The sequence below is a fragment of the Leptolyngbya sp. BC1307 genome (assembly GCF_002286735.1).
Taxonomy (GTDB): Bacteria; Cyanobacteriota; Cyanobacteriia; order Phormidesmidales; family Phormidesmidaceae; genus Phormidesmis.
This window is the reverse complement of record NZ_NRTA01000003.1, coordinates 1-12,673: the sequence shown is the minus strand read 5'-3', so window position 1 is coordinate 12,673 and position 12,673 is coordinate 1. Positions and strand designations below refer to the sequence as shown.

At 53.3% G+C, this 12,673-nt stretch carries 14 protein-coding genes; 3 read left to right on the top strand and 11 right to left on the bottom strand.

Going from position 1 to position 12,673, the window contains the following annotated elements; genetic code table 11:
• Positions 1-13 precede the first annotated feature (13 nt).
• The 7 genes from CKL79_RS02605 to CKL79_RS02575 form a co-directional block, all read right to left on the bottom strand.
• Positions 14-796 carry an MBL fold metallo-hydrolase gene (locus CKL79_RS02605; RefSeq protein ID WP_121968030.1) on the bottom strand — a complete coding sequence of 261 codons (783 nt, stop codon included), beginning with the start codon at positions 794-796 and terminating at the stop codon, positions 14-16.
• A 108-nt stretch (positions 797-904) separates the two neighbouring features.
• Positions 905-1,495 carry an aminodeoxychorismate/anthranilate synthase component II gene (locus tag CKL79_RS02600; RefSeq protein ID WP_121968029.1) on the bottom strand — a complete coding sequence of 197 codons (591 nt, stop codon included), beginning with the start codon at positions 1,493-1,495 and terminating at the stop codon, positions 905-907.
• A gap of 60 nt (positions 1,496-1,555) precedes the next feature.
• On the bottom strand, positions 1,556-2,074 hold the full coding sequence (locus CKL79_RS02595) for a diacylglycerol kinase family protein (RefSeq protein ID WP_121968028.1): 519 nt from the start codon (positions 2,072-2,074) through the stop codon (positions 1,556-1,558).
• A gap of 64 nt (positions 2,075-2,138) precedes the next feature.
• A complete protein-coding gene (ybeY, locus tag CKL79_RS02590) occupies positions 2,139-2,645 on the bottom strand; it encodes an rRNA maturation RNase YbeY (RefSeq protein WP_121968027.1) in 507 nt (168 codons plus the stop codon).
• A gap of 33 nt (positions 2,646-2,678) precedes the next feature.
• The gene (locus CKL79_RS02585) at positions 2,679-2,864 is read right to left on the bottom strand and encodes a DUF3285 domain-containing protein (protein WP_121968026.1); all 186 of its coding nucleotides are present in this window, start codon (positions 2,862-2,864) and stop codon (positions 2,679-2,681) included.
• 46 nt (positions 2,865-2,910) lie between these two features.
• Positions 2,911-4,036, bottom strand: a protein-coding gene (prfB, locus tag CKL79_RS02580; protein ID WP_121968025.1) for a peptide chain release factor 2 whose coding sequence is annotated in 2 segments (ribosomal slippage) — positions 2,911-3,960 and positions 3,962-4,036 — 1,125 coding nt in all. Because the reading frame shifts where the segments join, the coding sequence is not laid out codon by codon here.
• Between the two features lie 40 nt (positions 4,037-4,076).
• Positions 4,077-4,805, bottom strand: a complete 729-nt coding sequence (locus CKL79_RS02575; RefSeq protein WP_121968024.1) for a Bax inhibitor-1 family protein — start codon at positions 4,803-4,805, stop codon at positions 4,077-4,079.
• A gap of 572 nt (positions 4,806-5,377) precedes the next feature.
• Between CKL79_RS02575 and CKL79_RS02570 the strand changes: the two genes are divergently transcribed.
• Together CKL79_RS02570 and CKL79_RS02565 are read left to right on the top strand one after the other, a co-directional pair.
• Complete coding sequence (locus CKL79_RS02570; protein ID WP_121968023.1) at positions 5,378-6,205, top strand: RNA polymerase sigma factor SigF; 828 nt, start codon at positions 5,378-5,380, stop codon at positions 6,203-6,205.
• A gap of 220 nt (positions 6,206-6,425) precedes the next feature.
• Complete coding sequence (locus tag CKL79_RS02565) at positions 6,426-8,003, top strand: peptide ligase PGM1-related protein (protein WP_121968022.1); 1,578 nt, start codon at positions 6,426-6,428, stop codon at positions 8,001-8,003.
• A gap of 46 nt (positions 8,004-8,049) precedes the next feature.
• Here the strand turns inward: CKL79_RS02565 and smpB are convergent, their stop codons facing one another.
• Both smpB and CKL79_RS02555 read right to left on the bottom strand, forming a co-directional pair.
• Positions 8,050-8,532 carry an SsrA-binding protein SmpB gene (gene smpB, locus CKL79_RS02560; protein ID WP_121968021.1) on the bottom strand — a complete coding sequence of 161 codons (483 nt, stop codon included), beginning with the start codon at positions 8,530-8,532 and terminating at the stop codon, positions 8,050-8,052.
• Between the two features lie 97 nt (positions 8,533-8,629).
• Positions 8,630-8,932 (bottom strand): YciI family protein, encoded by a 303-nt coding sequence (locus tag CKL79_RS02555; RefSeq protein WP_121968020.1) that lies wholly within the window; start codon positions 8,930-8,932, stop codon positions 8,630-8,632.
• Between the two features lie 119 nt (positions 8,933-9,051).
• On the opposite strand from CKL79_RS02555, the gene CKL79_RS02550 reads away from it, so the two are divergent.
• Positions 9,052-9,618, top strand: coding sequence for a 2'-5' RNA ligase family protein (locus tag CKL79_RS02550; protein ID WP_205878973.1), 567 nt, complete (start codon positions 9,052-9,054; stop codon positions 9,616-9,618).
• 4 nt (positions 9,619-9,622) lie between these two features.
• On the opposite strand, the gene CKL79_RS02545 is transcribed toward CKL79_RS02550, so the two are convergent.
• Both CKL79_RS02545 and CKL79_RS02540 read right to left on the bottom strand, forming a co-directional pair.
• A complete protein-coding gene (locus CKL79_RS02545) occupies positions 9,623-10,243 on the bottom strand; it encodes a TenA family protein (RefSeq protein WP_121968181.1) in 621 nt (206 codons plus the stop codon).
• Positions 10,244-10,357: 114 nt separating this feature from the next.
• On the bottom strand, positions 10,358-12,577 hold the full coding sequence (locus tag CKL79_RS02540; protein WP_121968019.1) for an alkaline phosphatase PhoX: 2,220 nt from the start codon (positions 12,575-12,577) through the stop codon (positions 10,358-10,360).
• Between the last annotated feature and the right edge of the window lie 96 nt (positions 12,578-12,673).

The window sequence follows — 12,673 nt, the reverse complement described above, 5'->3', positions numbered from 1 at the left end:
TAAAAATTGCAACCTAAAAAGCATAGCTTAAAACTTCGATGCGCATACCGCTGCTAGGCAGGCCGCTAGCGCTGACGGTGAGCGAATTGTCGCCTTGCGTAACCGGCGTGCCTGACATCAGTGCGATGAATTCACTCACGCCGACAATGTCGCAAGTCTCCGCATTAGCCGCTTGAGTGCGATAGTGAGTCGGAATCACAATTTTAGGATTGAGCGATCGCACCGCTTCTACGGCTTCTGCTGGTGTGTAAGCTTTAGGCCCACCACCTACCGGCACCAGCAAAACATCCGGGCGTCCAAGCAAAATTTTATCTTCGATAGAAATCGGAGCCGCTGCGCCGCCGAGATGCACCACCTTGACACCAGCCTGAGTCCAAGCCCAGGCCACGTTGGAGCCAAAGCGCCGCCCGTTCAGGCGGTCGTGCGGCATACTGATTCCCTGCACCGCCAGGCCATTGACGGTGTAGTCGCCCGGTTCGTCAATCACCTGCGTACTGGCATAGCGATCTGTTAAAAAGCCTTCGTCAAATAGCCGGCTGCTGAGCAAAACTAGCCCCGCATCGACCGCAGGCTCTTTGTAGCCAGCTGTGCAGCCAACCGCCTTAAACGGATTAACCAAAATGCGCTGACCGCCGCCTGCAAACAAAAAAGCAGTGTGGCCAAGCGCCGTAATCGCCAGCGAGCCACTTTGACTATTGCTTTGAGCCTGGTAAGACTGATAGCTAGAGACGAGCCCCAATCCCAGAGTGCTGACAAACGTCGCGCTGGCGTATTTCAACAGGTGTCGCCGTTTCATGATTTCCTTATCAAATTTTCCACAAGTGTTATATATCCTGCCGCATCGCGTGCCCTTCAGCACATAATCAGTAGGCCAGTTCGTTAAGGCGGATAGTTCCGAGGGCAGTTAGTTGAGGTCTTTTAGAAAATTTCTCAGCAGATCTTTCCCGCTCTCGGTGAGCACGCTCTCAGGATGGAACTGCACGCCCTGAATATGAGGGTAGTCGCGATGACGAACGCCCATGATGGTGCCATTGTCTACCCAGGCAGTGATTTCTAAAACGTCAGGGCAGGTATCTCGATCAATGATCAAGCTGTGGTAGCGGGTGGCGGTGAGAGGATCGGCTAGTCCGGCAAAAACGCCCGTATTGTTATGGCGCACCGGAGACGTTTTGCCATGCATTAGCTCTGGAGCGCTGACTACTTTACCGCCATAGACTTGCCCAATGCTTTGATGACCTAAGCAAACACCGAGGATAGGAATCTGCGGGCCTAGCTGCTCAATGATTTTCAGTGATACGCCTGCGCTATCGGGAGTGCCTGGCCCCGGAGAAATCACGATGCCGCTAGGCTTTTTGGCTTTAATCTCTTCCAAAGTGATCTGGTCGTTGCGAAACACTTCAATCTCGCGGGCGACGCTCAGGGTTTGGCCCAATTCACCCAGATACTGCACCAGGTTGTAGGTAAAGCTGTCGTAGTTATCAATGACTAAAATCATAGGTAGCCTGCCAGCGGCTGAAGAGTCAGTGAGGGTTTTACCTGACCTGCCCCAAATGACTCAGGCTAGGTAGGTTTGTAAATTATCCCAGAGTGGGGGCGCAAAAATCAGTACCGCAATTAGCAGTGCCACGATAGCAGCCATGAGGACGGCTCCAGCAGCGCAGTCTTTGGCTACTTTTGCCAGTTTGTGATAGGTCTGGCCAACGGTGAGATCGACGAGTGATTCAAGGGCGGTGTTGAGAATTTCCATCACCAGCACCGCGCCAATGGTCAGGCAGATAACGGCGACTTCGACGTGGCTAACCTGAAGCGCCCAGCACAGGATAATAGCGAGAACGCCGATGCTCGTATGTACTCTGAAGTTCCGCTGGGTTTGAAAAGCGTAGGCAATGCCCGCCCAAGCATACTTGAAGCTGGTGAAAAGGTTAGGGGCGATTTGCCAGGATTGCGATCGCTCAGCTAGAGAGGCGGCCACTTCAGCAGTTTTCTCACTGTGGCGCGCTAGCTCAGAATCGTGCACGAGTTGGGTATCGGCAGATTCGCTATCACCGGAAAACTGACTATCGCGAGAAAACATAGGTAAGCATGTCCTATTAGCTTCTCTTATGCTACGCTGCTTAGCCCAACTCGTCAGGTTTTAATCAGGCTAGTTCTATCAGGCTTAGCAGATGAGTTTGCCTGTCTAACATTTGGGTCAGGCTGACCTCATCCGGATGGTCCCAGCCCAATAGGTGCAGCAGCCCGTGAGCTGTCAGCCAGGCTAACTCTTTAATCAGGGAATGGTCGCTTTCTAGCGCTTGGCGAGCCGCCGTTTCTACTGAGATAATAATGTCGCCCAAGTACAGCGGCTGCTGCTCATATAGGCTTTCTGCGCCGGGCACGTGGGCTTCTAGCGCGGCAAAAGAGAGCACGTCGGTTGGCTTCGCCTGCTGCCGGTAGTCGGTATTGAGCTGCTGAATCTCGGCATCGTCAGTGAGCCGCAGACTGACCTCGTAGGCGTTGAGCGGAGAGAGCTGCGGGTCGAGGTCGCTAATCCAGGTCTGTAGCCAGGTTTGATAGTGAGCGATCGCTCCTCCCGCTACCTGCTCAACTGCGCAGCCATCGACAAAAGCCTCTACTTGAACCGTCGATAATAAGTTGATAGACATACTGCTTTTCTCAATACCTGCTTTATACCTGCCTTATCGGGTCAGGTAGGCCAAGCCAACAAACAATCCGATTAGCGCGACCGATGAGAGGAAAAAGTGATAGAGCGACGTGCCCCCTTTTTTGACCATATTGCGCATGGCTAGCTTAATAAAGCTTGGCGGTGGCTCATCAAGCGGTGAGGGTTTGGGCGCAGTGGCCACTGATTTGTCAGTGCTCATAATGTTTGGCAATGTTTAGCGGAAATACTTATCAGATACCTACAGTCTACACAGTGCTTTCTTCCAGCAGCTGATTTTCCTGCAAGAGATACGCTTGCGTGAACGCCTCCAAATCGCCATCCATCACATCAGAGACAGCGGTGGTTTCTACGCTGGTGCGCAGGTCTTTGACCATCTGGTACGGGTGAAAGACGTAGTTGCGGATTTGGTTGCCCCAAGCGGCTTCTACGATGTCGCCGCGAATGTCGGCAATGGCCTGCGTGCGCTGTTCTTGGGCAATCACTAGCAGCTTAGCTTTGAGCAGGGCCAGGGCTTTTTCTTTGTTTTGAAGCTGCGATCGCTCCTGAGTACACCGCACCGAAAGGCCAGTTGGCAGGTGAGTGATCCGTACCGCCGTCTCCACCTTGTTCACATTTTGGCCGCCCGCACCGCCCGACCGTGAGGTTTTCACCTCTAGATCTTTGTCAGGAATATCCAGCTCAATATCGTTATTGAGAATGGGCATCACCTCAACGCCAGCAAAGCTAGTTTGCCGTTTGCCATTGGCATTAAAGGGAGAAATTCTCACTAGTCGGTGAGTGCCCTTCTCCCCTTTGAGATAGCCATAGGCATAGCGCCCTTCAATTTCTAAGGTCGCTGACTTCAGCCCGGCCTCATCACCTTCAGACTTTTCTACCAGCTCAAAGCGATAGCCATTTTGCTCACTCCAGCGGGTATACATTCGCAGTAGCATTTCCGCCCAGTCTTGAGCATCGGTGCCCCCTGCCCCTGCGTTGATCGTCAGTACCGCGCCTGATTTGTCGTAAGTGCCCGAGAGTAGCTGCTGCAGCTCCCACTGGTCTAGCTCACGGTTGAGTCTGCTGACAGTTTTTTTAGATTCTGTCAGCAGACTTTCGTCGGCCTCTGCTTCCAGCAGTTCTAAGATCGCCTCAGCATCTTCAAAGCTGCTGGCCCAACCTTGCACTTGTGCCAGGCTCGACTTGTAATCGTTCAGATCTTGCAGGTGCTGCTGAGCGCTTTCTTGGTCATCCCAAAAATCAGGCTGTGCTGCCAGCTGCTCTAGATCGCTGATCTTGGCATTGAGAGCCGGTACGTCAAAGGTAGTCCTGAGCTTTGCCCAGGCGCTCAGAGATCGATTCTAGCTCTCGTTTGAGTGTGGTGGTATCAAACATACGGTTAGGGGGAGGGGGCTTTGCCGATTAGTTGCTGCCGTTAATCTCTGCCGTTAATGGCAATCAACAGTCGGAGAATAAAGACAAACAGGTTGATATAGGTCAGATACATCGACAGCGCTGCCGGTATCGCCTGGTCGTCGCGATAGGTGCGAGGCAGCACAAAGAAATCTACCACCGCCGCGCCGACAAACAAAATCACACCAATGGCCGAAATTGCAATCTCAAGAAAATTAGGCGCGTACACTCCGAAGAAGCTCAGCGCAAACTGACCAACAATCACAACCAGCAGGGCTAAGATCCCTAGCTGGACGGTTTTAGTCAGCGCCATACCGTCTTCTTCAGACAGATTAGACCCAATCGGACGCGCGGCGATAAAGGTGATACCGCAGGCGAGGGCCGCAAACCCAACTCCCTGAATACCGACACCGCTGCTTTGCAAAGCCACCGAGACCAAACCGCTCAGCGTGTAGCCCGACAGCAAGCTGTAGGTAGCTAGTAACGGCAGCGCTACGCCATTGTTGCCCTTAAGCGCAATGCCACGGGCCACGAAAAATAGGGCAATCTCGGCTACTAAGGCAACGAAAAAGGTGGTCATAAACAGGCTAGGGTTGGCCCCCAGCACATTTAATCCGCCAAAGGTGCCTGCTGCGGTGAGGATGAGACCACCGCCAACAAAAGGCAGCGCATTGGCGATCACATTGGGGCCAACTAGCGCCTGACCTTTAGCGTCGCTGATCGCCTTACGAAAATTACTGGTGTTGCTCATATAGATAAGCGCTCTCAAAGAATAGAGTTTCTGTTTATAAAGTTTACTGAATTCATTGCCATCTGACGATTACGGTTCTCTCGCCTACTTTTCGACATTGGCTGGTGACCTAGTCAAATCGACTCAATCAGATTGCTCGGGTCGTATTGGTTCAACCTCACGGTTTTGAGAATCGTTTTGCGCTTCGGGAAAAATCTACTGCGATTTCTGATCTACTGCGATTTCTGGGATGGAGCGGTGCTAAAAGCGTGCGGTTAATTTACGTAGAAACCCCGTATGAAAGTAGGCCGATTCAGGCATGTCAGGCCGGGTCTGAGTGGGGGAAATAAATTAGCCGAGCGGCAAACATATTCCGGATATCTACTGAACGGCGCAGCAGGAAACGGCTCTGCGAGACACTTTGCCGGCGGTGTGGTGCGTGTTTGATTTGTGTCTCTATGCGTGGATCCGCCTAAGTATCGGTGGGGTGCCCTGAGTGACTACCGTGTTTCAACGATGGTGAGCTAAGGGCCTCTTCCCGAGAATGAGTTTAATTCACGCACCGCTTCGACGCAGAAAATCCTGCAGTTACTATGGTTTCTTCAAAATCGGCACAGCTTCGTTCTCGTGGCATGGAATTGCTCATGCAGTATAAGCAAGATCGTTCGGTTCGGCTGCGTAATGAACTGGTGCGGCTGAACGCTGGCTTAGTTCGTAAAATTGCGCATCGGGTCAGCCATCAGTGCGCTGAGCCGTATGAAGATCTTGAGCAGATTGGTTACATTGGGCTGATCCGTTCGATTGAGCGTTTTGACCCGAGTCAGGGGTGTGCTTTTAGCTCTTTTGCAGTGCCTTACATTCGCGGCGAAATGCTGCATTTTTTGCGCGATCGCGGCACTACCGTTAAGATTCCCCGTCGCTGGCAAGACTTGCAAAAGGAAGGTCAAAAGCGGCAATCTGAACTAATTCGTGAGTACGGTCGTCAGCCTTCTGATATTGAGATGGCAGCAGCGCTAGAAGTGTCTGTGCAGGAATGGCGGCAGGTAAAGCTTGCGAATAAAAACCGGATGCCGCTGAGCCTGGATGCTACGGTATGTCACCAGATTGATTCGAGCATTACCTTGGGTGATACCTTGCCGGACGCGCACTATCAGCTGCTGCAAGGGCTAGAAGAAGATCGTCAGCAGATCCAGCGGGCGATGAATCAGCTAGAGGAGAAAACTCGCTCAGCAATTGAGTTTGTATTTTTCAAGGGGCTTTCTCGTAAGGAAGTGGCCGAGCGGATTGGCGTCAGCCCGATGACGGTGACTCGCCGCATTCAGCGCGGGGTAGAGCAAATGATCGTTTATCTGCAACCTCAGCCGGGTGAGCAAGATGAACTGTCGTCACTATCAGAAACACTCTCTACAGAACTCTGCTAAATATTATTCCAAAGTATCCGTGTGAAAGTATTCCTAAGGTATTGAACTCTCCTAAGTGAATAGGTCGGCGTGGTTGAATTGGATCGCGCCGACTTTTTTTATGTTTTGTTGCGAGGCTCTGCCTGGGGTCGTGGATTTAGCCGTTAGAGAGAAAGATTCAGCCGCTGCGCGTATTAAGCTTTAGAAGTTAGCGCGATCGCACAGATACAGAGGAGGCCCTATGGTCACTGCCGAAGCAATTTTTCCGGTGAGTCAGACTCAGGGCACTGGGCCAGAGCCTGAAGCCGCGGCTGAAAGATTTCACCAGTTGCAGGCTCAGCTCGCAAATCGCTGGCAGTCAATAGATGCGTTTGACCGGCGGCCCCGGCAGATTTTAGTAGTGCCTTCTCTCAGCCTGGCTCAGTCTGAACTGATGAAAATTAAAGGCGTGCATCACTACGAAGAGCGGTTGCTGTTTTCACTGATTCGGCTGCGCAACCCTGAGACGCGCATTATCTATGTGACCTCTCAGCCGCTGCACCCCAGCATTGTGGACTACTATTTAGAGCTGCTGCCGGGTATCCCTAGCTCTCATGCGCGCGATCGCCTCGACCTTTTTTCAACCTACGACTCTTCGTTGCGACCGCTCTCAGAAAAGATCTTGGCTCGCCCCCGGTTGATTCAGCGCATTCGGGACAGAATTAAGCCCGGTGAAGCCTACATGACCTGCTACAACTCTACTGAGCTAGAGAAAGAACTGGCGCTAACGCTGAACTTGCCGCTGTTGGCAGTTGATCCCGATCTGCTGCACTGGGGTACGAAGAGCGGCAGTCGGCAAATTTTTGCAGAGTGCGGGTTGCCCCTTCCCGATGGCAGTGAGCTGACTCACAGTGCAACAGAGTTAGCAGAAGTCACAGCGGCGCTGTGGGAGCGGCAACCCGAGCTGCAGCGGATCGTCATTAAGCTGAATGAAGGGTTTTCTGGAGAGGGTAATGCGCTACTATTGCTAGCGCCCTTAGCTGATGTTGCGCCTGGCAAGGCCGACCATTCGGAGCGGGCGGCGGCCATCAGAGCAGCGATGCCCCAACTGCGCTACCAGTGTGATACCGAAACCTGGGAATCTTTTGAGCTGAAAATTGAGGAATTGGGGGCGATCGCCGAAGCCTTCATCGAAGGAGAGCAAAAGTACTCTCCCAGCGTGCAGGGGCGGGTCACCCCTCAGGGCGAGGTCGAAATTCTCTCGACCCACGATCAGGTACTGGGCGGCCCCGATGGCCAAATTTTCTTAGGCTGTACTTTCCCGGCTGACGATGCCTACCGGCTGGCGCTTCAGGAGATGGGCCGTAAGGTCGGCGAAAACCTGGCGGCAAAAGGCGCACTAGAGCGCTACAGCGTCGATTTTATAGCGGTAAATCAGCCGCAACAGGCTGAGCCCTGGCAGCTACACGCCATCGAAATCAATCTGCGCAAGGGCGGCACAACGCATCCCTTCATGGCCTTAAAGCTGATGACCAATGGAGCCTACAGCTGCGAAGACGGCAAGTTTTACACCAAAAATGGTCAGGCAAAGTACTACCGGGCTTCTGACAATTTGCAAAAAGATGCCTATCGAGGGCTACTGCCTAACGATCTGATGGACATCATTATGGGTGAGCAGCTGCACTTTAGCGCCATTGATGGGGTTGGCGTTGTGTTTCATTTGATGGGCTGTCTGAGCGAGCACGGCAAGCTTGGCCTCACCTGCATCGGCAATACGCACCGCGAAGCTGAAGCGATTTATGAACAGGTGGTGGCAGCGTTAGACCGGGCAACTCAATAATTAGCTCAGATCGAATAATAGGCGACCTGACGACACCGGACACCGATCAGTAATTACCCTTCGCGACTCTGGCCATCTCTCGGTTATCCTGCTTTTTCTTCAGGCTTTCGCGCTTATCGTGCAGCTTTTTACCCCGACCCAGGGCGATGCTCACTTTCACCCGACCGTCTTTGAAGTACATTTTGAGGGGAACTAGCGTCAGGCCCTGCTGCTCAGTTTGACCGATTAGCTTGCGAATTTCCTGCTTGTGCAGCAGCAGTTTGCGCACGCGGCGAGGTTCGTGGTTGTAGGCCAGGCTGGTCATGCTGTGCGGCGAGATATGCACATTGTGCAGCCATGCTTCGCCGCGCTTGACATTGGCAAACCCGTCTCGCAGGTTGACTTTGCCAGCGCGAATCGACTTGACCTCAGTGCCGGTCAGGGCGACACCCGCTTCGTAGGTTTCTAAAATTTCGTATTGGTAGCGGGCCTGTCGATTATCGGCAGCAATTTTGATGCCGCCGCCGCTATTTGGACTCTGTTTGGCCATAGAAAATCGGTCTTTAAGGGGCGAGAAGAAAGCAGCAGTGCTACTTTGGAAATTTAGACAAGGCTACACAGCAGTGAGGCCATATCCCCTATGGTACTCAATCGGGAGCAGGCAGGGGAGCAGGCGAGGACGTAGACTCGGCGACGATGCACCACTCATGTAGCTCATAGTTTACGCAGTGATTGGCCACTAAGGGATCGGCCTCAATGATGGTTTTGGCGGCAGCTAAGGAGTCGGCTTCAAAAATCAGCATGCCGCCCCCCCGCTCTGCCCAATATCCGCTGCGAGCCCGATGTCCATTTGCGATCAAGCTGTTAACGTAGTCAACATGGGCAGCTACAAACCGATCAAACCGGAGCTTGTTAACGATGCCACGCTCAATTTTGACAAACCAGGCCATCGCTAATCATCCAATGCGTCTATAGCCCGACGCGGCCATGCTCATGCCACTACTCTGGGCTTTTATCAGATTATTCTATGGGCAACAGCAAATCTGTGGGACTTAATGAAAAATCGGATTTGATTTCTTCAAGCCGGAAGCGATTTTTTATTGCTCTGCTGCCTCCCGAAGAGGTGCGGGTGCGAGCGAATCAAGTGAAAGCTGTGATGCGCGATCGCTATGCTAGCAAAGCCGCCTTTCGCTCACCGCCCCACATTACGCTGCTGGCCCCGTTTGAATGGCCCGTTGCCGAGCTGCCTGAGCTAGCGAGTACGCTGAGCGATTTTGCGGCCAGTCAGCCGCCCGTGCCGATAACGCTAGAGGGCTTTGGCGCGTTTAAGCCGCATGTGATCTATATCAACGTGGTGAAGAGCGATCGCCTGATGACCATTCAGCCTGATCTGCTCGCCTATTTAGAAGATCGGGTCGGGCTAGTGAGTGAGCGCGATCGCAACCGCTCCTTTATCCCTCACCTGACCGTTGCCTTTCGCGATCTCAAGCCCAATATGTTTCGTCAAGCCTGGTCGGTGTTTCAGCATCAGGAAATCCATTTTGACTTCACAGTTGGTCAGCTGACGCTACTTATTCACAGCGGCCAAATGTGGACGGTGAAGGAAAGCTACGAGTTTGCCAATCCATCAGTATAGTTTGCTAGCGCTGCCACGCTGCCTGAAAGAAATCGCGCTCACAAGTCATAGCATAGCGATAAGTCGAGTGGGTCAGCGCTGTCTCGGGTGAGTGCTGATCGACCAAATCTTCTAGCTGCTGAGCTAGTGGTTCAAACTCATTGCTGCTATAGGTCGCAATCCAGTCTTTATAAATATGTGAGGGCATGCCGTTTTTAGCCAGCGCCTGACCCAGGTAGGCGTAGAGCCGCATACAGGGAGCCATCGCCACAGCGGTAATGCCCACTGGCTGGCTCCAGGCTGTTGCTAATAAAAAATCGGTGTACTGACGAGTCGCTGTGCCGGGTTCTACCGTTGTAATATCAACATTCCAGGACTGGGCATAGCTCTGGTGCAGGTGCAGCTCTTGCAAAACGCCGGCTGCCAGGCTGTGAAAAACCTGAAAACTCTGCCAGTCGGGCGCTTTAGCAGCGGCAATACTATAGGCCCGCGCAAACGCCTCCAAAAAGAAGGCGTCTTGCCCGACGTAGTAGGCAAACTTTTCCTTTGCCAATGACCCGTCGCCAATGCCCTGAACAAAAGGATGGCTCAAAGCGGCTTCGGCTAAGTCCTGATTGGCATGCCAGAGGGTGGCAGATAGCGTCACAGCAGCACCTATGAAAGCGGCGCTCACCATCATAGCGCGGTAGATTGAGTGAGCGGGGAGGATGTAATCGCCCCGCTTTCGTTTCTCAAAACAGCGCTTCTGACTTCCGCTGCGCTAGATCACGGCGCCGGGTTCTACTCGGCGAATAGCCACTACGGCGGGCTTAGGGGCTGCACTTTCGCTCCGGTCTGGCCAGTTCGAGCCGATAGGTACTTCACGCGACTGCATAAAGACCTCTCCCGCCGTCGTCTTTAAGGCAAATTCACGAGTTTCAACGGCCATCGCTTGTCGAGTGCCGTTGCGCTCGCCAGGGTGCTGAGCTGCCAAAAACAGAGTCGTGCCGTCGGCTGTGAAGAACGGGCCAGTGAGTTCACACTCCATCGGACCGTAGGCAAACATTTTGGCTTCTCCAGCAGTTTCCCCGTCTAAAGCAATTTGCCAGAGAGAGTTGTTGCCGTATAGCCCGAGCAAATCCTTATCGCTCAGTGCTTTACCTGCTTCATCCTGACGCTGAGGAACGGCGTTGTTATGTGTGCTCGTTGACATGTCAGTGACCACCCAAAGGTCGCCCTGGCTGTCAAACTCCAGATTGTCTGGATTCGCAAAGCCGATGCCGCCCTCTGCGGGTTCGCCGCCTGTGGCAAACATTTCCCAATTAAACGTCAGGGCCGCCGGATCATTGTTGGCTTCAATGAGCTTCATGATCCAACCCGCCTCATAGTCTGGCTCGCCTTTAGGGCCAGTGAAAATGGCTTTGTCGGGTCCGCCATCACCCCCTGCTGTGCCTGAGGTAAAGGCGATAAAAAGTGTTCCATCTTTAGCCACGTCTGTATCTTCAGGCCGAGCGGTGGCGGTCGCACCAGCGGCGTTGGCAGCAAAGTGAGCGTCAATCAAAATTGCCCCCTGCTTTTCTAGATCGCTACCTTCGTACAGGTCGCCTAAGGTCGCAAAGTTGCCTTTAAAGGCATTGACAACCGCGTCGTCTTCGATTTCTTCAAAGCCGCCTTCGGGGCGTTTAGGCAGGGGAACCATCTCCCCAACGACACTGCTGGGCAAAATCGGATTGACCGGTGTCTCTAGAGTCAATGGAATCCAGCTACCAGTGCTGTCGGCGTTGAATTTGGCGGCATAGAGCATGCCGTCGGTAAGCAGTTGGGAATTGGCTTTGTCGGTGGGGTCGCTGACGGTGCCTGCGCTGATGAATTTATAGAGATGTCCGCCCCGGCGATCGCATCCCGAGTAAAAGGCCAGCTGTTTACCCGTTTCTACCCGAGTACCGACTGCTTCATGGCGGTAGCGCCCCAGCCAGGTGTGCTTGGTGCCGTAGTCATCTGCGTTGCTCGGGTCAACTTCTACAATCCAGCCATACTTATTGCCCGCTAGCCCTAAGACATTGCCCTGACCGTCATAGCCCTTATCAAAGACCTTTTCACTGGGCGAAAAAGCGGAGCCATCGCCGTAAACTGCTTCGGGCACCTGGCTTTGAATATTCTCTTCAGCACTGAGAACGGTACCCCAAGGCGTAGTTCCGCCAGCGCAGTTACCAAAAGTCCCAATAATCTGGTCGCCTAAGCCATCGGTGTAGCCGTTGACTTCAGTTTTGGTAAAGACCGCAGCAGCGGGGCCAGTGGTCTGGAGATAGCGGTCGTCTTCTAGTCCAGAGATGCCAGAGATACGGCGATCGCTCTCAGCCGCCACTCGCATCCAGCTACTGTCGGCCTGCCGCCGCACAAAGATCACGCCCATTCCCTGGTCAAGCAGCGCCGCTTTAGAAATTTCCTCGATCTGAGTCTTGAGCAGCGTGCCATCGGCCAGAGTAAACGCATCGACCTCATCGCCTGTCGCCGCTAATGCCGCCAGCACTTCTTCAAACGGTAGAGATTGGCCAATCACCGCCGGGTAGGTCTGCTCCCAAGTTTCCGCACTGATGTACTCAAAATTGACTGTGAGGTAGCCCTCGTCTGCTCCGGTCGGGATAAAGGAAAGATAGTCGTTGTTATAGCCAAATCGAGAGTCGCCAACGGGATCTCCCCAAGCGGCAATCACATTGTAGGTAAAGCCTTCAGGCAGTACCAGGTCATCTTGAATGGCATAGTCGGCATATGCCATCGGCTGCCGCTCAGCGCTGATCTTGACTGCGCCATAGGGCATAGGCCCCTTTACCGGTGAAAAGGGAGCGGGCGGGGTGGCGGCGATCGCAGTGCCCTCTGCCACACGACTAGAGGCGATCTTTCCCTGTGCTTGCGAATTTAAAGAGCCGCCCAAAGATCCAATCGCGGTAGACCCAGCGGCCGCACCCAAAAACAGCAAAAACTGCCGACGCTTTAAACTCATAGGAGTTACGCATTGACAGCAAAACGAAACTATGGTCAAGCGAAAGTAGCTTCTGTTACGTTTTCTAGAATAAACTGTCGAATGACGGGGACAAAG